The organism is Entomomonas moraniae (genome assembly GCF_003991975.1).
GTDB classification, from domain to species: Bacteria; Pseudomonadota; Gammaproteobacteria; order Pseudomonadales; family Pseudomonadaceae; genus Entomomonas; species Entomomonas moraniae.
Map to the genome: position 1 here is coordinate 2434334 of NZ_CP029822.1, position 21977 is coordinate 2456310.

Sequence of the window (21977 nt, forward strand, 5' to 3'; positions counted from 1 at the left end):
GTACTTTGACAAGTAAAAACACGTTCATTTTTAAAAGTATTTTTTACTAGAAACTTAAGCAGAAACTGTCAAAAAATTGACAGTTCATCGCTATAAAATTAATTTTTATTAATTAGATTCAGATAGTCTTTTGCCGTTAAAAGTTGTTCAATCTCAACTTTTGAGGCGGGTAGTATTTTATATATCCAAGCACTATAAGGGTCTTCATTAATTAACTCAGGGCTATTAATTAAAGCTTCATTTACATCAACAACTTTCCCTGTAACAGGCGCATAAATATCCGAGCCCGTTTTAACTGACTCAATCATACCTATTTGCTGCCCTTGCTGATAATGCATACCATCTTCAGGGGATTCAACAAAGACAATATCACCTAAAGCATTCTGCGCATAATCAGTAATACCAACCAATAACACGTCATCTTCAAATATCACCCAAGAATGACTTTCGGTGTAACGTAATTGGGGTGGGAGATTACTCATATTCACTAGTCTCTATTCAATTAAATTAAAATTTTTCCATGCCAAACAAACTTTGGCGGAACAACCCGAACAGGGTACCATTTCCCCTTGATTTCAACCTCAGCACGACTACCTGTTTCAATAGGTACTTTTGCTAAGGCAATGCACTTGCTCAACGTTGGAGAAAAACTTGTACTGGTAATAAAACCTTCACCGATGCCCTCAATGCGTATGGGCTGTCCATTATGAAGTGAGCCACGCTCTTCAGAAACTAAACCTATTAGCTTATTCAGTCTCACATGTTTTTTAGCTTCTAATGCTTCTCTACCTACAAAATCCCGGTCACTAGGCTCCCAAGCAATCACCCATGCCATATTACAGCATAATGGGGAGGTTTCTGCGTCAATATCCAAACCGTAAGCACTGTAACCAGACTCTAAACGCAATGTATCTCTAGCCCGCATACCAATAGGCATAATACCTGCGCCCATTAACTCTAACCAAAGCTGTTGTGCATCATCTTTAGGCAAAAGGATATCAACACCATCCTCACCTGTATAGCCTGTACGCGCAATGAACCAGCCATCAATAGAAATACTATGCAAAGGGCTTAAACTAGCTAATTGATCAGCATAAGGCTTAGCTAATTGATCTAGTAGTTTATTAATTGCATTGGGCCCTTGGACAGATAAAGTAGCCATATCAGAACGTAGACAAAAAGAAACATCAAAGTGCCCTTTATGCTGCTCCATCCATGACATAAGTTGGTCGGGAAGTGCTGCATTAAAAATTAAACGATACCTTGCGTCTATACGAAAAACTAATACATCACTCACAATACCCGCACGCTCATTTAGCATGACAGAATATTGTACACGCCCATCATCAGCCAATAACGAAACGTCATTAGCAAGCAAATACTGTAAAAACTCCTTGGCTTGAGCCCCTGTCACATCAATGGCAACCATAAAGGACACATCGAACATCCCACAATCTTTTCTAACCTGATTATGTTCTTCTATCTGTGAACCAAAATGCAAAGGTAACATCCAACCATCAATGTCTGCCATTTCCGCCCCTAGAGCTAAATGCTGCTCATATAAAGGGGTTTGCAAAACCATAGACACTCCTTCATGAGTTCATATTAAGTGTTTAAACAAGGCAAGGATTGCTACTTAATGTATCACTCTATAAAACATACAGATAACATAGCTAAAAAACTTGGCAATACCAATCCTTAAAGCTACAGCCCTTCAAAATTAAGTTGCTCGCCCGACTGCTCTGACACTAAGCGTGCTAATAAGTCCCCAAGGGACTCATGACTATTTAATACGTACCAAATCGCCGCGGCTTCATCATAAACTAAATGATATCCACCCGATTTAGCGGCAACCCAGAGTTGTAACAAAGCTGGCTGGCGGCTTAAAATAATTTTACCACCCTTATCAAAATCGATGGTCAAAATGCCATTCGCCATATCAACATCGAAATCGGCCTCATCCAATACTTCTTCAACCCGTTGTTGTAACTGGTCGACAAGTTGATGATACTTCGATTCATCTAGCTTCATAAATAAATACCCAATTATATTTTACACCATTATAATCAACGAAAGCTGATACACCAATAGTCAATCGCCGAATAGGTCGGTATACTTCTCTATAATAAAATATTTGAATTTGGGATTAATGAAATGAAATCATCATTTTTATCTATCATCATGTTAACTGTTGCTTCTTTTATGCTCGCAGCTTGCGGACAGAAAGGCCCTTTATATCTACCAGAAAAACAAGAACAGCCTATTATAACAACTCAACCCAGCCACACCAATACTACACAACAAGAAATAAAAAAAACAGAAGCAGTTGAGGATACGCAATAATGTCCGCTTTTACTTATCAAGCAAACCAACTTTATGCCGAAAACGTCCCAGTCATAGCAATTGCTGATCAATTCGGGACTCCCACATACATCTACTCAAAAAAACATATTGTTGAACAGTTTAAAAGTTACCAAGACTCTCTACAGGGAACAACAAACCTAATATGTTATGCGGTTAAAGCCAACTCTAATATTGCAATACTCAATATTTTGGCAGAACTCGGGGCGGGGTTCGATATTGTCTCAAGAGGTGAGCTTGAAAGAGTTTTAGCTGCAGGCGGCAAAGCAAACAAAGTGGTATTTTCTGGTGTCGGTAAATCCTTTGATGATATTACTCGAGCACTTGAAGTCGGGGTTTATTGCTTTAATGTCGAATCTGTTAATGAACTAGATCGTATACAATCTATCGCTGAAAAAATGGGTAAAAAAGCTCCCATCTCATTACGCATTAATCCAGATGTCGATGCAAAAACACACCCTTACATATCCACGGGATTAAAAGAAAATAAGTTTGGGATTGATATTGCCCAAGCAGAGCGTATTTATGAATATGCTGCCACACTACAAAACCTAGATATTAAAGGGATTGACTGCCATATAGGTTCTCAATTAACCACCCTTGATCCTTTTTTAGATGCATTAGATCGATTATTAGTTTTAACCGACAAACTAACTCAAAAAGGAATAACCATTGAACACCTTGACTTGGGCGGTGGACTAGGTGTTTGCTATAATGATGAAAAGCCACCCGTTGCCCAAGAGTATATTCAAGCTGTCAGAGAACGCCTTGTAGGCAGAGACTTATCTTTACTTTTTGAGCCCGGTCGTTATATTGTCGCCAATGCAGGTATATTAGTGACTCGAGTAGAATACCTAAAAGACACAGTACATAAAAACTTTGCAATTGTTGATGCCGCGATGAATGACCTCATTCGCCCTGCACTTTATGAGGCATGGATGAATATACAACCCGTTATTCAAAAACAGGAACAACCCAAGCAGTACGATATTGTTGGTCCCATTTGTGAGACTGGAGACTTTTTGGGTAAGGACAGATCACTGATTATTAACAAGGGCGATTTACTTGCTATATTCTCAGCGGGTGCGTATGGTTTTGCGATGAGCTCAAACTATAATAGCCGTGCACGGGCTGCTGAAGTTATTGTAGACGGCAATAAAGTACACCTTATCCGTGATCGCGAAACACTTGCCTCACTCTATGCCAATGAACACTTATTACCCCATTAAGGAATAAGCATGTTACATTTCACTAAAATGCATGGATTAGGAAATGATTTTATGGTCATTGATCTAATCACACAGCAAGCAAAAATCACCCCCAAGCTCGTTAAACAGTGGGGTAATAGACATACGGGGATTGGTTTTGACCAACTCCTTATAGTAGAACCACCCTCACGGCCTGATGTCGATTTTTGTTACCGTATTTTCAATGCCGACGGTTCTGAAGTCGAGCAATGTGGAAATGGTGCGCGTTGTTTCGCTAAGTTTGTACGTCAAAAACGTCTTACCCATAAAAAAAACATTATCGTAGAAACTAAAAGTGGCATTATTGAGCTTGCGATACAACCCGATGATCAGGTGAAAGTTAACATGGGGCGCCCACGTTTTGTTCCTAAAGAAATACCATTTATTAGTGAACAACAACAAAACTACTATCAGTTACTTGTTGAAGAGCAAACTATTGAGCTTTCAAGTGTCTCAATGGGGAACCCTCATGCAGTTATTCAAGTAACCAACTTAAAAACGGCCCCCGTACAAACATTAGGTCCTAAAATAGAAACTCACCCCCATTTTCCAAATAGAGTGAATGTGGGCTTTATACAAGTTATAGACCGTTATAATGCAAAACTTCGCGTATGGGAAAGAGGCGCAGGAGAGACTCAAGCTTGTGGAACTGGGGCTTGTGCTGCTGCTGCAATTGCTATTCAAAATGGCTGGATGGACTCTCCCGTCAATATCCAACTCCCCGGAGGCAAATTAATTATCGAGTGGGATAACATTGATAACCCTATTTTTATGACCGGTAATGCTGTAAGTGTCTATGAAGGAAAAATAAAGTTATGACAGAGCCATCCGCCGCTACCATTTCACTCACCGATGAAATGGTAGCAGAGTATATTAAACAACACCTTGATTTTTTTGTTAGGCACGATGATATTTTACAAATAATTCGTATCCAGCATAATTCTGGAAAAGCAATATCACTGATAGAATACCAACTAAACCGCTTAAGGTCATCTAACCAAGAGCTGCAAAAACAACTTAATCAGCTCTTATCTGTCGCCAGAGATAACGATCAACTTTTTGAAAAGTCTCGTCGCTTAACGCTAGCGCTTCTAGAGGCGGACTCATTAGAAACACTGGTAGCTGCACTAGAAGATAGTTTGCGTCACGATTTTAAAATTGATTATGTTAGCTTTATTCTATTTAGCGAAAAACCATTGGCTGCTGGACGATTCTGTGCCATAGATGAAGCACAATCAAAACTCGGTACACTAATAACAAACCATAAAATTACGACAGGGCAATTTCGAGAAGATGCCTTGGCTTTTTTATTTAATGAAACAAACAAAGTAAAGTCAGCGGCCTTAGTGCCTCTTAAAAATAATGATACATTAGGTATTTTAGCATTAGGTAGCCAAGATCAATATCGTTACCAAAGAGAAACGGGCACTCTATTTTTACAGCATATTGGTGATATTTTATGCCGTATTCTCCCACGACTATTACACGTATAATCAATGCTCAACGATTTAAATAACTACTTAGCTTACTTACAAATTGAACGGCAGGTTTCCCCCCATACACTGGATGGGTATCGACGGGATTTATGTAAAATAATCGCCCTGTGCAAAGCTGAACAGATTCCTTATTGGTCTGAAGTTTCGACTCATCATGTCCGATTAATGATCAGTAAACTTCATAAGCAAGGGTTATCCGCTAGAAGCTTAGGACGCCTTCTTTCTTCACTAAGAGGCTTATACCGCTATTTAATTAAAGAAGGTATCTGCACTAAAGACCCTAGTTTGGGTATTATTGCACCTAAATCAGAAAAACGCTTACCCAAATTACTTGACATTGACCGTACTCAGCAACTACTCGATACACCTAATATCTCTGACAATGAGTTTATTAATCATCGCGACCATGCCATTTTAGAATTATTTTATTCGTCAGGCTTACGACTGTCTGAACTCGTAAATCTTATGTTGCCTGATTTAGATCTATCAAATCAAACGGTTCGTGTTTTAGGAAAAGGTAATAAAACTCGAGAACTACCAATAGGTAGAAAAGCAAAAGAAGCATTAACAACATGGTTAACAACCCGTCTCCAAGGTCACCCTAAAGAAAACTTCGTTTTTATTAGTCAGCGGGGAACTCGACTAACGCCTAGGGCGGTAGAGCTAAGAGTTAAACAGGCTGGCGCCAGCACTTTAGGACAGCACTTGCATCCACACATGTTAAGGCACAGCTTTGCCAGCCATCTTCTTGAGTCATCACAAGACTTACGCGCAGTACAAGAACTATTAGGCCATGCCGATATTTCAACAACTCAGATTTATACACACTTAAACTTTCAACACTTGGCTAACGTTTATGATCAAGCACATCCTAGAGCCCATCACAAAAAAGAGGAAAAGAATAAACCATCATCTAAAGATTAATCTATGGTTGTAATAAAACTGATATACTTATAAGAAGTAAAAGCCATTATGATTGGCTTGTCTGTCACGGTCTATTAATTTATTTAAGGAAGTGAAAAAATGAAAATTCTAGCTATCGCTGTTATTAGTCTCCTCATGTTAGGCTGTAGTCAACACAGCAATAAAGAGCGCGATAATAACCTTTGTGACATTAATTTAAACAAAATATCAAATTACAAGGCAGAGTTTGGTGTAACAACAGGCGAGCCTGAGTTAAGTCAAATTAGAACGTTATACCAAAGTGCACAGAACTACAAAAAAGCAGGTGATATTAAAAACTGTATTGCTAGTTCTGAACAAGCCTTAGCCATTATTAATAATATTGCCAACAACAACTAATCAATATACATTTTAATGATCAACGTTATCCTATACTCTAATCTATAATAGGGTAACGTTTGATTAACCCAACGGCATGCCAAATAATATCTCTGTCATCGATTTATGCGAAGCATTATCTGATATTTTTATTGATAATGAGGTTGATTATAATTATATAGCCTCCATCGCCAAAAACTTTCCTATTGATCTTGTTGAATACATTTTTTTTGAATGGATCACTCCCGTTTGCTATCCTAATCTTTGTACTCCAATCCCAACTGTATGGGCAGGATTCAAACCGAACATATTATGGAAAGATATAATTGAGTTTAGATCACAACCAAGAAAAAATGGATTTATCACAAAATTAAAGAAATACTACCTTAGAGAGAAAGTAAAACCTGATTGGCTTGAGTTAAAAAAACTCTTGTAAAACCCTATACTACCAAGCAAGGGTAATGACAAAGAAATGTCATTTTGATTGAATAGTGACATCTAATTCCTTATCAGTAAGTGACCATAATAATTTTGTACTCCATCTAATATTCCTTAATTAATAATAAAAAACCCACCATAAAGGTGGGTTTTTTAACAAGTAACCTAGGTATTACATCATACCCATGCCACCCATACCGCCCATGCCACCCATATCAGGCATTGCAGGAGCTGCTTTATCTTCAGGTAATTCAGCAACAATCGCTTCAGTTGTAATTAACAAACCAGCAATAGAAGCGGCTGCTTGTAATGCACTACGAGTTACTTTTGCTGGGTCAATGATACCGAACTCAATCATATCACCATACTCACTAGTTGCAGCATTGTAACCGTAATTACCTTTACCTTGTTTTACTTTATCAAGTACAACAGAAGCTTCATCACCTGAGTTAGCAACGATTTGGCGAAGTGGTGATTCAGCTGCACGACGTAAAATATTAATACCTACAGTTTGCTCTTCATTAGCGCCTTTAAGGTCTTTGATAGACTCTAAAGCACGAACTAATGCAACACCACCTCCAGGCACAACACCTTCTTCAACTGCAGCACGAGTAGCACTTAACGCATCTTCAACACGTGCTTTTTTCTCTTTCATTTCAACTTCAGTTGCCGCACCTACTTTAATGACCGCAACACCGCCTGCTAATTTAGCAAGACGCTCTTGTAATTTTTCACGGTCATAATCAGATGTTGTTTCTTCGATTTGAGCACGAATTTGTTTGATGCGAGCTTCAATATCTGCTTGGTTACCAGCACCATCAATCACCGTAGTGTTTTCTTTATTAGACACAGTACGTTTTGCAGTACCTAAATGTTCTAATGTTGTGCTTTCTAAGCTTAAACCAACTTCTTCACTGATAACTGTAGCACCTGTTAAAATAGCGATATCTTGTAACATTGCTTTACGGCGATCACCAAAGCCAGGAGCCTTAACAGCAACCACTTTAACAATACCACGCATGTTATTAACAACCAATGTTGCCAATGCTTCGCCTTCAACATCTTCAGCGATGATTAATAAAGGACGACCAGATTTAGCCACTGCTTCTAATACGGGTAATAACTCACGGATATTGGAGATTTTCTTATCAACGAGTAAGATATAAGGGCTATCAATTTCAGCTGACATAGTGTCTGGCTTATTGATAAAGTAAGGAGATAGGTAACCACGGTCAAACTGCATACCTTCTACAACAGAAAGTTCATTTTCTAAACCTGAACCTTCTTCAACAGTAATAACACCTTCTTTACCTACTTTTTCCATTGCTTCCGCAATGATATTACCGATAGAATCATCAGAGTTAGCAGAAATTGTACCTACTTGCGCAATAGACTTAGTATCTTCACAAGGTTTAGATAATTTCTTAATTTCCTCAACAATTGCAGTGGTTGCTTTATCAATACCACGTTTTAAATCCATTGGATTTAAACCAGCAGCTACTGATTTTAAGCCTTCAGTTACGATTGCTTGAGCAAGTACTGTCGCAGTTGTAGTACCATCACCGGCCGCATCATTTGCTTTTGAAGCGACATCTTTAACTAATTGCGCACCAATATTTTCAATTTTATCTTTTAATTCGATTTCTTTAGCAACAGAAACACCATCTTTAGTAATTAAAGGCGCGCCAAAACTGCGCTCTAAAACCACATTACGCCCTTTAGGGCCTAGTGTTGCTTTCACTGCATCAGCTAATGTATTAACACCTACAAGTAGTTTTCTACGTGCTGAATCGCCAAATTTCACTTCTTTAGCAGCCATTTATCTATTCCTCAACTCTTAGTAATCGGTTTAATTATTTTTCGACAACAGCAAGAATTTCATTCTCACCCATAATGAGTAATTCTTCGCCATCTACTTTGATGGTGTTACTTCCAGAATATGGGCCAAATACAACTCTGTCTCCAACCTTAACGGCTAGAGGGCGAACCTCACCGTTATCTAATACACGGCCTGTACCGATGGCAACAACTTCACCTTGATTAGGTTTCTCTGCTGCTGAACCTGGTAATACGATACCACCAGCCGTTTTTGTCTCTTCTTCGCTACGGCGAATGACAACTCGGTCATGCAATGGACGAAGTTTCATATCCAAACTCTCCTAAACAAAATAATAATTTACCTAAATGAAAATGCTCATGCTATGTATCTAACAGAAGCAATATAATAAATACAGAGTATAAAATACGCTGTATTAATAATCTGTGTAATCTAAATAAGGGCAAAAAATAATAATTCAAGGGGAATAATTTATTATTTTTTTATTTATCTTTTCTTTCCCACTCTCCCTCTATTACTTCTACCTTAGAATAGGCACTCTCTGGCGAGTTTGTATAAGTTGTATTAGGCGCAGGCTTATATTTATTCAAGAGTTTTTTGGCATACTCAATAAACGATTTTCTTGTTATAGGTAATACCAACAAAAGCCCCAATATATTTCCTAACAACCCTGGTAAGAATAATAAACCACCACCAACACCTAGTAATAGGCCATTCATCATTTCAGCATTAGGAGCCTCACCTTGAGCCACTTTTTGACGAACTTTTATCATGGTCGAAAAACCTGCTAAACGAAGAATAAGTACACCAAAAATACTGGTCGCCACAATAATAAATAATGTCAGCCACACACCGAGAAATCGACCGGCAACGACCAATAAAATAATCTCAATGATAAAATACACTCCAAAAAACTTCATAGTTCCCCCATTTTTTGCATTCACTTTAATTAAGTTAGGGATATACTATAGAATATTCAATCTAAACAATTAAAAAATACATTTCAAAACTTTAGTAAATCAGCATTCTATTCATTCAGTACAAAAACTATTGGCTATTAAACATAAAAACATAACGCTTCACTAACCAGAAAATGGAGAGTTTTATGAATACCAAACTAATCGCACTCAACAATGGGGTAAAAATACCAGCAGTAGGCTTTGGCACTTGGCCTTTAATAGGAGAAGCTTGTACCAACGCAGTTGCGACCGCTATTGAAAAAGGTTATCGCTTAATAGATACTGCCGCTCGCTATGAAAACGAAGAGGCTGTGGGCAAAGGGATTAAACAATCTAAAGTTAACCGTTCGGAGCTATTTATTACTAGTAAATTACGCGGTGCCGCTCATGGTTATCAAAGTACCCTTGATGCTTTTTATCAAACATTAGAAAAATTACAGTTAGATTACCTTGATCTGTACCTTATCCATTGGCCTTTACCCCAGAAAAATCTTTATATTGAAACATGGAAAGCCTTTATTACTTTATACAATAAAGGCCTAATTAAGGCTATTGGTGTTTCTAATTTTAAAATAGCACATCTTTGTCGTATTATTGATGAAACAAACGTAATACCCGCCGTTAATCAAATACAGCTAAGCCCTTGCCTTCCACAAACAGAGACACGTCAGTGGCTCAACAGATATAACATTACTTGCCAAGACTGGAGTCCGTTAGGCAGAGGCTCTGGCTTACTTAATACCCCCATACTACTAAAACTAGCCGCAAAGCACGGAAAAACAACAGCTCAAATTGTGTTACGTTGGCATTTACAGTTAGGCAATAGTGTAATACCTAAATCATCTAATCCTCTACGCATGTTAGAAAATCTAAATATTTTTGATTTTTCCTTGGATAAAGAAGATATGTTATTGATTTCAACGTTGGATAAGCATATAGCCCCTACACAAGACCCTGATACCTATTCAGAAGAATAAACTTTTTTAATAGCCCACCAAAAAAATACGGCGGGCTATTAACTAAAAGCCGTATTTCATACTTACGTGTAAAAAAAGATAATTCACTCTATATTTCACTTTATTCTTTACCCCTTTAGTAGCGTAGCTGGTATTTAGATGAACAATCCAATGACATCTTTCACTCGAAAACATCATTTAAGAGACTGGCATCATTTACTTTGGTGGTTTGGTGCTGTTTTAATAGGCTTGATGGCCTTTTTATTAGCACAATGTTCAGCCATTGCGTATGGATTCTTTATTGATACCGCACAGAAATACCCTTGGTTTCCTTTCGTATTCACACCCATAGCCGGAATATTCCTGACATGGTTTATGCGAAAAGTGGGTGCAGGCACCGAAGGTAGTGGCATTCAACAAGCTATTGCCGCATTAGACGTTGCAGACAACCTAAAACAAATACATTGGTTTATTAATCTTAAACTCGCAGTTGCAAAATTTTTTGCCATCATTCTAGGACTGGGCTCTGGTTTTGTTGTTGGACTTGAAGGTCCAACGGTACAGATTGGTGCCAGTATTATGTATACCTTTCGTCGTTTTTTACCAACAGATGTAGTTGCTACTCGGCGCCAACTTATCATCATGGGTGGATCAGCGGGTATTGCTGCTGCATTCAATGCCCCCATGGCAGGGGTAATGTTTGCGTTTGAAGAAATGTGGCGATCCGTAGAGTACAAAACAGCATCACACGTAGCTGTTGCGATTATGCTCGCGGGATTTACGGCCTATTGGTGCAATGGAAAAAGTAGTTATTTCGGCTATGTTAATGTTTCTCTAGATATTACGCTCAAATACATTCCTATTGCACTATTGGTTATTATTATCAGTGCACTCATAGGTGGGGCACTCTCTTGGCTGATGGTTAAGCCTAATAAATGGCTTCCTAAAATTATTATACGGTTTAAAAAATCACATCCCTACTATTTTGTAATAGGTTGCGCACTTTTATTAGCCTTATGTGGTAATTTTGCACCTATTTTTGGTAGTGGAGCAGATCTAACCCAACAGATGCTTCACAATGAAGTCAATGTTGCTTGGTATTATATGCCATTAAAGTTCATTGCTTTTCTATCTTCTTCATTAACGGGAGTACCTGGCGGCATTTTTTCACCTTCACTCTCTTTAGGTGCAGGAGTTGGCAATTGTTTTACAGACTTTATCGCCCCCGACTACCAAACGTTAACGCTTATTTTAGGAATGGTTGCAGTGCTCGCGGCCATCACAAGAGCCCCGCTAACGGCTACTTTTATTATGATAGAGATGACAGGCAACCACACTATTATTTTCGTAGTATTAGTCGCCGCAGTGTTAGCCGACTATATTGCTAGAATATTTAACACAATGTTCTATCACGATCTGGCAGATGATGCATTAAAAGATATCCCTGCTGAGTTAGCAAGTAACAAAACGCCAACATAAGATATCATACCGCTTATGCTTACCTTGTTTAAAATGGATAAGCATAAGCGATCAAAACTAAACCTGTTGTTTAAAGTGTTTAGGTCTCATACCAAATAAGCCCAATGCAGCAAAGAATATAACTATTCCTGCAATTACCAAAATACTCATTTCTAGAACACGCTTTTTCCATCCCCAAACAAACCAATCTGCTGAAGGAGCATTCATCCATAAAATCAAAGCGGCCATCACTCCACAAGCCCCTAATAGTCTTATAATAAATAGCCACCATCCTGCATGAGGCTTATAAACACCTGACTTGCGAAGCCCCCACAACAACAATACAGTATTTAATACAGAAGAAAGTGATGTAGCTAATGCTAACCCTACATGTTCTAAAGGCCAGATCAACACTAAATTGAACCCCATGTTGGCGATCATACAAATAATAGCTATTTTTACAGGTGTTTTTAAATCTTGGCGAGCAAAATAACCAGGAGCCAATACTTTAATTAGCATAAAGGTTAAAACACCCACGGAAAATGCCTCTAAAGCCCTTGCGGATTGTTCAACAGCATAAGTTGTCATTTTTCCATAATTATAGAGTGTTGCAATAAGTGGTTCTGATAAGAGTGCTAAAGCTAAAGCTGCTGGAGCCCCCACCAATAAAACCATCCTCATCGCCCAATCTATTGTCGCCGAAAATGCTTTAGGATCTTGACCTGCATGCTGTCTTGATAGACTAGGCAAAATCACTGTTCCAATGGCAATACCAAAAGCACCAAGAGGGAGCTCAGAGAGGCGATCGGCATAATACAACCAAGAAACACTACCAGGCCTTAAAAAAGAAGCCAAGATAGTATCGAGCAATAAATTTATTTGACTCACCGAAACACTTAATAAGGCAGGTAACATAAGCATTAAAATCTTCTTTACCCCCTCATCTTTATGTAATCTTGGTCGCGGTAATAGCCTTATCTTGACCAAAAAAGGCAACTGGAATAAAAACTGTGCAACCCCTGCAATAAAAACACCCCATGCTAGCGCCATCACGGGCTCATTAAAATAAGGACTCATAAGCACGGTGGCCGCAATCATACTGATATTTAATAGTACTGGGGTAACCGCAGGGACTGCAAACTTTCCATAGCTATTTAAAATACCACTGCAAAACGCAGTTAATGAAATAAACATAAGATAAGGAAAGGTAATTCGTAATAGTTGCCCTGCCAACTCCATTTTATAAGTGTCATTATGAAATCCAGGAGCAAAAACCATCATAATATAAGGGGCAAAAATAACACCAAATGCCGTTATCCCAGCCAAAACGATCCCCAGTGTTCCCATTGTTCGGTCAACTAATAACTTAACCTCTTGCAACGTATATTTCGTTCGATACTCCGACAAAACAGGAACAAATGCTTGTGCAAAAGCACCCTCGGCGAATAATCGACGCAAAAAATTAGGGATACGAAAAGCAACAAAAAAAGCATCTGCTGCCGAATTTGAACCAAAATAGCGAGCAATAACAACATCTCGGACCATCCCTAAAATACGGGATAAGAGGGTCATTAAACTCACAACCATACTAGAGCGTAATAAACCGCCACTCTTTGCTTTTTCAGGTTCGACTGATTCTGTCATGATAAAAATATTTCCTAGATTACGGCACGAGATGCTTATATCAGATATTCAAAGTAAGCACTTTAGAAAGGTAAAAACCAATAAGGTTCGTTATATACTATAATCACTTTATTAAATCACTAATTTAAGTTATATTAAACTCTGTTTTAGATATTTATAAAGCGCTCGAACAAAGTGCTTGACTTTTTTTTATAAAAAGGGCAATATTGCCGCCCTTAATTTTATTAATCTCGTTTTATTCAAGGAGTTGAAAGGTGGCAAATACCCCTTCTGCTAAAAAACGCGCTAAGCAAGCTGAAAAGCAACGCGCTCACAATGCCAGCCTACGCTCTATGGTTCGTACATATATCAAGAACGTAGTTAAGGCTTTAGAAACTAAAGACTTAGAAAAATCTAAAGAAGCTTTTGCTAAGGCTGTGCCTGTAATCGATCGTATTGCAGACAAAGGAATTATCAGCAAAAACAAAGCTGCACGTCATAAGAGCCGTTTAAACGCTCACCTTAAAACTTTGAGCCAAGCTTCTGCCGCTTAGTTTAAACAGTTTTAAAATAAAAAACCGACATTATTGTCGGTTTTTTATTATCAAAATTTTACCTACGCCCAAAATCAATCCAGTAAAAGCTCAAATAGATGAATAAATCTTATTTTAAAGGAAGATAAACATCTGTAATCATTTCACTTTCACAAAGAGTTGATCCAACATTCACATAATGAAAGATCGGCGCGAATACACCCATCTCTTCATTACTGTTTGGGAGCCAGGTTTCCAACAAATAAATAATAGCTTTATTATTACTTCTTGACCCTATATCTCTGGCTTTTGCACATCGTAGTGCAGGAATAGTCTTAGCCATAACACCATAATTATTTGTTAAAACTGGATCATCCATAGAAATACAAAAATCAACATGATGCAACTCTGGCGCTATGGACTTAGGATTAGTGTAATGAATACCATAACACTGATACTTCTGCTGGTTAAGGTATCCATTCTCTTTTCGCCAATGAATCAGTTTGGCAACACTTTCACACTCCGTTTCCGAAGAACCAAAATGCTCAATAGCTGCTACCTTCGTTAAAGGAAACTGGACAATTTCAACAAGCATAAAAGTTCTTCATGCACACGGAATAATCGTTTCTATTTGCTATGAGAAAGTTCATCAGCAGCAGGATGAGGTGCTGAATTATCCACATGAATAGGTTCATATTTCTCGCTAAAAATAACCTCACCTATTTTCCAACCAGACTTTCTTCGAAACGCATGCCAAAAACGTTTATGTCCTTCTATTTGTAACTGCACAATATTTAACTCGTTATCTTTATCCACCATCGGATCATCGACCCCTGTTGGATGCAATGGCTCTTTATAAAGTGCGGTACCAAAAATGATATCCCAAATTGGAAATACCTCCCCAAAATTACAGTTATGCAATGTGGGGCGATCGGGGTTAAAACGCATATGATGCAAACGATGAAATTTAGGATCAATAATAATTTTATTTAAAATAGGGCCAAAACCAAAACGTACATTGGCATGGGAAAAGTTTTGAATCAACTCGCCAAACAGCATAAACCAAGCAAACTCATCAGCTCTAACGCCAAAGAAAACGCCAACACCCGCTAAGATAAAAGACTGTAAAATACCATCTAAATAAATAGTCCTGTCATTACACCAGCAGCTCATTTGTTTTTGACTGTGATGAGCACTGTGCATAGCCCACCACCAAGGTAGAAAATGTGCTAGACGATGCATCCAATAATAAACAAAATCATAGGCTAGATAATAAACCAAGAAAAAGATAATCGGGTGGCTATCTAACCAAGAAAATTGTGTTCTTAAACTCCACCCTTCCACCTCTTCACCTGTAGAGGCTCCACCTGTTAATAAGTTAACGATGGGGGTTAGTATTAAAAACATAAACAGTGGGAATAAGCCAACAACCATAATCCATGTTAAATGAAAATCTTTATTGGCATAACGTCTATCAGCCCATTTCTCTGCAGGAAACCATGACTCTAAAGGTCGAAATAAAAAGCCGATTAGACAAAGTTGCAATGCTCCCGTCATAAATGCAGAAGCAATTTCCTCTGGGCTGTCCGTCAATCCATTCAAATGTAAAAAATTTAAAATAGGGGCAACGATATAGTTACCAAGCGAAACAGACCATTCAGTCCAAAATGAAAACAACATAAGATACTCCCCTTATGACTTTTTAGGCACTTTAAATTAATATTAAAAGCCATATAGAACAGTGTAAATATATCCATAGAATGATTTATTAGGACAACTTCTTTTTGAAAAAATTGCAAGTTCCTTACCAAATATCTATCTACAACTTATTCAATCTGTTATCTCTATTAGAAAAATAAATATTTATACATACTTATATTCATACAGAATCACTATGGTGAAGTCCAGTATGGATTTCAGTGATATAATAGAAAACTTAAGACTGAAATTATAACTAAAAACGTATAAATAAAATACAGAGGGATTACTTATGTCAATCAAACGACTACATTCTAATAAACGCATGAGTCAGGCGGTTATTCACGATAGATTCGTCTACCTTGCAGGCCAAACTTGTCAGGACGTGGAAGGGAACATAGAAAAACAAACAAAAGAAGTATTAGCCTCCATTGAAAAGTATTTAAGCGAGGCAGGTACAGATAAAACGCGTATTTTATCCGCCACTATTTACCTTAAAAATATAGAAAAAGACTTTGAAAGCATGAATCGTATATGGGATACATGGCTACCCGAGGGCGTTACGCCCGCACGGGCAACTGTTGAGGCAAAACTTTGCGAACCTGAACTATTGGTTGAAATATGCATTGTGGCTTGTTTACCCTAATCACTATTTATTAGCTATTACCTTTATGTAATAGCTAGCTTCTTTATTTGATTTTACTTGCAGAGTCTTATTATGCGCCCAGCACAAGCAACTATTGACTTAAAAGCTTTATGCCTAAACTACCAACTCGCTAGCTCATTATCTGGCAGTAAGGCCATAGCAGTTATTAAAGCAGATGCCTACGGACATGGTGCGGTGGAGTGTGCAAGAGCATTAGAAAAAGAAACAAAAGTTTTTGCTGTGGCGTTTTTAGAGGAAGCCTTAGAGCTGAGAGAAGCCGGTATTTTAAACCCTATTCTACTTCTTGAAGGTTTCTTTGAAGAGTGTGAGCTAGCACAAATTGACCAATATAATTTATGGCCTGTTATTCATTCACATTGGCAAATCTCAGCCATTGAAAAAGCTAAGCTTCTGAAGCCATTAACTATCTTTTTAAAAATGGACTCAGGTATGCATCGGGTTGGTTTTTTTCCTGAAGATATCCCAGTTGCTTATTATCAACTACTTGCAACCAAGAAAATTGCCAATACTACCTTAATGACTCACTTTGCTCGTGCTGACGAATTAGAAATAGATTACACCAAAAAACAGTACAGTGCATTTCAAGAAGTTGCCAATAAATTAAACCTCGAAACCTGCGTGTGTAACTCTCCGGCGCTTTTAGCATGGCCAGAAATAAAAAGCCATTGGGTACGCCCTGGAATAATGTTATACGGTGCATCCCCCTTTGAACATCCACAACATAGTACGAATCAGCTACAACCCGTTATGACTTTACAGTCTAAAATTATTTCTGTTCGTACACTTCCTCAGGGTGAAAGTATCGGCTATGGTGGCCTTTATACAACAAATAAACCCTCTCGTATCGGCGTTGTTGCAATGGGCTATGCCGATGGATATCCGCGACATGCCCCTAATGATACACCTATCATGGTAGCAGGAGAAAAAACACGCCTTATCGGAAGAGTCTCAATGGATATGCTCACAGTTGATTTAACCGATCTGCCACAAGCGGGATTAGGCAGTGACGTAGAGCTTTGGGGAAAAAATATTTTGGCCAGCGATGTTGCATTGCTTGCCCAAACAATTCCTTACCAATTATTTTGTAACATCAAGCGCGTACCTAGACGTTTTACTAGCTAGCCCCAAATCTATGAAAAGGGCATAATAAAAATATATTAATTTAATAATGGATATACTGGTCATGAAATGCTTGAGATATATCGTTCTAATTTTGTCTATTATCTCTTTACAGAGTATTGCTGCAACAGTAGGTAGTACAGCACCAAGCAGTGCCAATGCCATTACAACAGAAAGTATTGAGCAACAACTAAAAGAGCTACCCTCACAAAACTTGCCAGCAACTGAGGCGGCAACAGCAAAAACTAATCTTGAACAAGCACTTCAGTTTATTAAAACGCGTGATGAGGCTATTGCAAAACTAACCAACCTAAAAAAACAATTAGTAGAAGCACCACAACAAACTACCGAATATCGCCAACAGCTTGAAAAGCTCATTGCAACGCCTCCTACCCCGCTAAAGGTAGATGAAAAAATAACCGACACAGAACTACAAACACGCCTCACTGAAAATAATACAACGATCGACGGTTGGCAAACAGAGCTCGCCAGTGCTAATAACATTATTCAAAAATTACAAACCCTCCCAGAAGATGCACAGGCCCAAATCAGCAAATTACAAAGTCGCAGTCAGGAAATTACAGATACACTTAAAATCCAACAAACACAGGCTGCAACATCAAAACTAGAAGCAGAACAATCGTCTATCAAAGCACAAATTAACTTATTGACCCAAGAACTCTCTAGCGCTACTGTATTACAGGAACATGCAACAAGTTCTCGAAATTTACTGACTGAGAAAATTAATCGATTACAACAAGAAAACGCTCAGCTTCAAACACTTATCAACTCTCGCCGAACAGAAGCTACTGAAAAGATAGTACAGGAGCTAGCCGAACATCAAGACAACCAAACCGATACATTACTTCGACAAGAAAGTGAAATAAATCTTAAATTATCTGAATATTTAGCTAAGGGTAATGCCCGCCTAAATGAAATCACTAACTTAAGTCAAACGGCTAAACAACAACTTTCTGCAACACAAAAGATTCAAGAGACACTCACCGAACAAAGTATTGCCTTAAAAAATAGTATTTTCCTTTCACGGATTCTTTACCAACAAAAACAAGCATTGCCCACTTTAACAGAGGATACTGGCCTCATTGATGAGATTGCGGACTTAAGACTCTATCAATTCCAACTTAATGAGCAACAGACACTCTTTATTAGCCCTACTACTTATGTCAATAAGCTACTGGCTAACAATCAAGTAGATGATACATTACGTGAACAATTGTTAGAGCTTGCTCGAACAAGACAAGATCTTTTTAGTCAACTTCAACACTCATTAAATAGCCTTACAACAGGAGCAGTTAACTTACAGCTCACCTACCAACAATTACAAACTAAAGTCACTCAAATTTCATCTGAAATAGATGAAAAGATGTTTTGGTTACCCAGTAACTCTGCTTTAGATTTTACATGGTTAAAACAAATGCCTGCCAACCTCAAAGCTGAAGTGGGCAGTATTTCTTGGAAAGAAACACTTAATAATATCTATACCAGTCTGTCAGAAAAATTATGGATTTTCTGCCCCCTGATTGTACTGATTATAGTACTTGTCTGGAAGCGCCGTTATTTAACAAATAAAATAACAGCCATTAATAATGATGTCGGTAACGTCAAGCATGATACACAGCTGCACACACCACTCGCTATCTTATTCAATATTTTACTTGCCCTCCCCGTTAGTTTAGCTTTAGCCTCCGCGGGCTTTTCTCTTTCACTGGATACTCAAGAAATAAACCTCGCTATTGGCAGTGCGTTACTAGAACTTGCGTTAGGATGGCTATTCTTCTATACCTGTTATCGTTTATTATCTCCTGATGGAGTCGCTATTATTCATTTTAAATGGAGTGAAAAACAAGTTAACGCTTTAAGAAAACAAATCTTCCAGATAGGAATACTAGCGCTTATCTTAATGACCGTTGTTAGCATTGCCAGCAAACTACTAGGAAACTTATCCAAAGATGTTTTGGGTATGATGACAGTGATTATCTGTTATTTGCTTCTTACAATTATTTTAGCGCGTACAACTTTTTCAAAAGAGGCACGCAATTATTTCAATACTTTTCGATGGATTATCGCTATTGCCATTGTACTATTACCTTTCTCACTAATGATTGCAACCATTGCAGGTTACTATTATACCTCTGTTCGATTGACGGCACGTTTAATTGATACGCTTTATACATTAATGGCATGGGCTGTATTAGAAGCTTTGCTTATCCGAGGTCTGAGTGTCGCTGCACGACGTATAGCATTCCAACGTATCCTCGAAAAACGTAAAAATAAAGCCCAAACAAAAGAAGGTGAAGAGGAGGTTGTTGAAGAACACGTTTTAGATATTCAAGAAATCAATCAACAATCTCTACGTTTAATCCGTCTTAGTTTATTTGTTGTTTTTGCCTTTCTTCTTTATTGGATATGGTCTGATGTATTAGCCGTATTCTCTTATTTAGACTCTATTACACTTTATCAATATGTTGGGCTTGACGGCACGACACTAGTACCTTTAACCCTTAAAGTCTTTATTATTGCCATTGTCATTGCTGTATTAACGGTTGTACTCACCAGAAATATACCAGGTTTGCTGGAAGTAGCTATTTTATCAAGGCTAAATTTAGATCGTGGTATTTCTTATGCAATTACTACATTACTCACTTATATTATTATTGCCGCGGGATTCTCTTCATCACTCGGGTTACTGGGCGTGAGTTGGTCTAAACTACAATGGCTCGTCGCCGCACTCTCTGTAGGTCTCGGCTTTGGTTTACAAGAGATATTCAAAAACTTTGTATCCGGTATTATTTTATTATTTGAACGTCCCGTTCGTATCGGAGACAGAATTACTGTTGGTGGTGTAACTGGGACTGTTAATCGTATCCAAATCAGAGCGACACACATTACTGATGGCGAAAGAAAAGAAGTTATTATTCCCAACACCACATTCGCCACAGGACAAATCATCAATTGGACATTGACCGACACCATTACACGTATCACATTAAAAATTGGTGTTGATTACGACTCTGATATAGACAAAGTTAAACAATCTCTCTTACAAATAGCGCAGCAAAATCCGCGCGTTATTCAAGACCCTGGCCCATCCGTGTCATTCGTCAATTTTGGTGTAGATACATTAGACTTTGAGCTGACTATGCTGGTTAACGAAATAGCAGATCGTAGTGCTGCAACTGATGAAATAAACCAACAGATCTTAGCTGTATTTAGAAAAGAAAATATCAATATGCCATTTCACCAAATTGATGTTACTTTAAAAAACAGTGAGGGAAAAGAATTACTCTTACCAGCCCCAACGACACCAAAAGAAAGTTAATCGTTGATTAAGGTTGTAGTTTTCACACTACAGCCTTATCTACACACCGCTGATACATAAAACAATCTGTTGTATGGTCCATCACCATCCCTATTGCCTGCATATAAGCATAACAAATCGTCGGCCCCACAAAAGAAAAGCCCATTTTTTTTAGCGCTTTACTCATTTCCTGCGACGATTTCGTCATTACAGGAATTTCTGTATGAGCTTTAAAATGATTAATTTGAGGGCTGCCCCCAACAAATGACCAAATAATAGAAACTGGATTATTCAATTTAAGCCAAGCTTGAGCATTCTTGCGCGCAGCTTTAAGTTTTAAGCGGTTACGAATAATTTGCTCATCTTGCATCAATATCTCAATATACTCATCAGACATAGTGGCTATTTTTTGAGGGTCAAAATCAAATAATACCTGTCGATATCGCGCACGCTTTTTTAAGACAGTAATCCATGAGAGTCCCGCCTGAAATCCCTCTAATAAAAGCATTTCAAATAACTTATGCTCATCGTAACAAGGCTGTCCCCATTCTGTATCGTGATATGCTGTATACTCAGGGTCAGCTGTACACCAAAAACAACGTGTTTGATTATTCATGCTTACTCACCTCGTCAATTACGATTAAAGTCTAACAATACTTAATAAATTAACTTATAATTCTCATTTAACCTAACGTTTTTCATAACAAAATGCGAAGAATCCTTCTAACTACTTTTATATTTTTCATCTTACCTAATATTTTCTTCATACTCGCAACGTATTGGACAGGAGATGATAGGGCTTTCATCAATATAGACTATCTATTTCCGCTTTTATGTTTCACTTTTAAAAATAAAATAATTAAAACTATTGGCATTGTTCTATTCATCATCCTTTTTGCCATTGACCTCTTACTAATTACTTTACAACACTTTCCTAATTTACACTTTAGAGATACTTTCTATCTTATTAGCTTTATTTTTTCTG

General features: G+C 37.9%; 23 protein-coding genes. 13 read left to right on the forward strand and 10 right to left on the reverse strand.

The annotated features are described in order from the left end of the window. Nucleotides 1-98: 98 nt before the first annotated feature. The 3 genes from gcvH to cyaY all read right to left on the reverse strand — a co-directional run bounded on the left by gcvH (nt 99) and on the right by cyaY (nt 2031). Entirely contained in the window at nt 99-482 is a 384-nt protein-coding gene (gcvH, locus tag DM558_RS11315) for a glycine cleavage system protein GcvH (protein ID WP_127164103.1), read from the reverse strand. 20 nt (nt 483-502) lie between these two features. Further along, nucleotides 503-1582: a glycine cleavage system aminomethyltransferase GcvT gene (gene gcvT, locus DM558_RS11320; protein ID WP_127164104.1), complete on the reverse strand. Its 1080-nt coding sequence runs from the start codon at nt 1580-1582 to the stop codon at nt 503-505. A 122-nt stretch (nt 1583-1704) separates the two neighbouring features. Continuing rightward, complete coding sequence (gene cyaY / locus DM558_RS11325; protein WP_127164105.1) at nt 1705-2031, reverse strand: iron donor protein CyaY; 327 nt, start codon at nt 2029-2031, stop codon at nt 1705-1707. A gap of 123 nt (nt 2032-2154) precedes the next feature. Here cyaY and lptM point away from each other — a divergent pair, with 123 nt between their 5' ends. The 7 genes from lptM to DM558_RS11360 all read left to right on the forward strand — a co-directional run bounded on the left by lptM (nt 2155) and on the right by DM558_RS11360 (nt 6821). Then, complete coding sequence (gene lptM, locus DM558_RS11330) at nt 2155-2343, forward strand: LPS translocon maturation chaperone LptM (RefSeq protein WP_127164106.1); 189 nt, start codon at nt 2155-2157, stop codon at nt 2341-2343. Beyond that, the gene (gene lysA, locus DM558_RS11335) at nt 2343-3590 is read left to right on the forward strand and encodes a diaminopimelate decarboxylase (RefSeq protein WP_127164107.1); all 1248 of its coding nucleotides are present in this window, start codon (nt 2343-2345) and stop codon (nt 3588-3590) included. The genes lptM and lysA overlap by 1 nt, the downstream gene beginning before the upstream one ends. Before the next feature lie 9 nt (nt 3591-3599). Further along, nucleotides 3600-4427, forward strand: coding sequence for a diaminopimelate epimerase (gene dapF, locus DM558_RS11340; RefSeq protein ID WP_127164108.1), 828 nt, complete (start codon nt 3600-3602; stop codon nt 4425-4427). Beyond that, the gene (locus DM558_RS11345; protein ID WP_127164109.1) at nt 4424-5101 is read left to right on the forward strand and encodes a DUF484 family protein; all 678 of its coding nucleotides are present in this window, start codon (nt 4424-4426) and stop codon (nt 5099-5101) included. The genes dapF and DM558_RS11345 overlap by 4 nt, the downstream gene beginning before the upstream one ends. A 3-nt stretch (nt 5102-5104) precedes the next feature. Further along, a complete protein-coding gene (xerC, locus tag DM558_RS11350; protein WP_127164110.1) occupies nt 5105-6028 on the forward strand; it encodes a tyrosine recombinase XerC in 924 nt (307 codons plus the stop codon). A 99-nt stretch (nt 6029-6127) separates the two neighbouring features. Beyond that, nucleotides 6128-6406, forward strand: coding sequence for a hypothetical protein (locus DM558_RS11355; RefSeq protein ID WP_127164111.1), 279 nt, complete (start codon nt 6128-6130; stop codon nt 6404-6406). Between the two features lie 76 nt (nt 6407-6482). After that, on the forward strand, nt 6483-6821 hold the full coding sequence (locus DM558_RS11360; RefSeq protein WP_228411737.1) for a DUF7079 family protein: 339 nt from the start codon (nt 6483-6485) through the stop codon (nt 6819-6821). A gap of 174 nt (nt 6822-6995) precedes the next feature. Here the strand turns inward: DM558_RS11360 and groL are convergent, their stop codons facing one another. From groL to DM558_RS11375, 3 genes are all read right to left on the reverse strand, one after another. Next, a complete protein-coding gene (gene groL, locus DM558_RS11365; RefSeq protein ID WP_127164112.1) occupies nt 6996-8642 on the reverse strand; it encodes a chaperonin GroEL in 1647 nt (548 codons plus the stop codon). A 34-nt stretch (nt 8643-8676) separates the two neighbouring features. After that, complete coding sequence (locus DM558_RS11370) at nt 8677-8970, reverse strand: co-chaperone GroES (RefSeq protein WP_109701597.1); 294 nt, start codon at nt 8968-8970, stop codon at nt 8677-8679. A 172-nt stretch (nt 8971-9142) separates the two neighbouring features. Further along, entirely contained in the window at nt 9143-9580 is a 438-nt protein-coding gene (locus DM558_RS11375) for an FxsA family protein (RefSeq protein WP_127164113.1), read from the reverse strand. Between the two features lie 185 nt (nt 9581-9765). On the opposite strand from DM558_RS11375, the gene DM558_RS11380 reads away from it, so the two are divergent. Both DM558_RS11380 and DM558_RS11385 read left to right on the forward strand, forming a co-directional pair. After that, nucleotides 9766-10596 (forward strand): aldo/keto reductase, encoded by an 831-nt coding sequence (locus DM558_RS11380; RefSeq protein WP_127164114.1) that lies wholly within the window; start codon nt 9766-9768, stop codon nt 10594-10596. A gap of 150 nt (nt 10597-10746) precedes the next feature. Beyond that, on the forward strand, nt 10747-12054 hold the full coding sequence (locus DM558_RS11385) for a chloride channel protein (RefSeq protein WP_164731451.1): 1308 nt from the start codon (nt 10747-10749) through the stop codon (nt 12052-12054). 57 nt (nt 12055-12111) lie between these two features. Here the strand turns inward: DM558_RS11385 and murJ are convergent, their stop codons facing one another. Further along, nucleotides 12112-13677 carry a murein biosynthesis integral membrane protein MurJ gene (gene murJ, locus DM558_RS11390; RefSeq protein WP_127164116.1) on the reverse strand — a complete coding sequence of 522 codons (1566 nt, stop codon included), beginning with the start codon at nt 13675-13677 and terminating at the stop codon, nt 12112-12114. A gap of 254 nt (nt 13678-13931) precedes the next feature. On the opposite strand from murJ, the gene rpsT reads away from it, so the two are divergent. Next, entirely contained in the window at nt 13932-14210 is a 279-nt protein-coding gene (gene rpsT, locus DM558_RS11395) for a 30S ribosomal protein S20 (protein WP_127164117.1), read from the forward strand. A gap of 109 nt (nt 14211-14319) precedes the next feature. On the opposite strand, the gene DM558_RS11400 is transcribed toward rpsT, so the two are convergent. Further along, nucleotides 14320-14784, reverse strand: coding sequence for an AraC family transcriptional regulator (locus tag DM558_RS11400; RefSeq protein ID WP_127164118.1), 465 nt, complete (start codon nt 14782-14784; stop codon nt 14320-14322). 32 nt (nt 14785-14816) lie between these two features. Then, nucleotides 14817-15869: a sterol desaturase family protein gene (locus DM558_RS11405; protein ID WP_109701590.1), complete on the reverse strand. Its 1053-nt coding sequence runs from the start codon at nt 15867-15869 to the stop codon at nt 14817-14819. A gap of 310 nt (nt 15870-16179) precedes the next feature. Here DM558_RS11405 and DM558_RS11410 point away from each other — a divergent pair, with 310 nt between their 5' ends. The 3 genes from DM558_RS11410 (at nt 16180) to mscK (ending at nt 21013) form a co-directional block, all read left to right on the forward strand. Then, nucleotides 16180-16533, forward strand: coding sequence for a RidA family protein (locus tag DM558_RS11410; RefSeq protein WP_109701589.1), 354 nt, complete (start codon nt 16180-16182; stop codon nt 16531-16533). A 72-nt stretch (nt 16534-16605) separates the two neighbouring features. Continuing rightward, a complete protein-coding gene (gene alr, locus DM558_RS11415; RefSeq protein WP_127164119.1) occupies nt 16606-17676 on the forward strand; it encodes an alanine racemase in 1071 nt (356 codons plus the stop codon). A 61-nt stretch (nt 17677-17737) separates the two neighbouring features. Further along, nucleotides 17738-21013 carry a mechanosensitive channel MscK gene (mscK, locus tag DM558_RS11420; RefSeq protein WP_164731452.1) on the forward strand — a complete coding sequence of 1092 codons (3276 nt, stop codon included), beginning with the start codon at nt 17738-17740 and terminating at the stop codon, nt 21011-21013. Between the two features lie 22 nt (nt 21014-21035). Here the strand turns inward: mscK and DM558_RS11425 are convergent, their stop codons facing one another. Further along, complete coding sequence (locus DM558_RS11425) at nt 21036-21608, reverse strand: DNA-3-methyladenine glycosylase I (protein ID WP_127164121.1); 573 nt, start codon at nt 21606-21608, stop codon at nt 21036-21038. Nucleotides 21609-21977 lie beyond the last annotated feature (369 nt).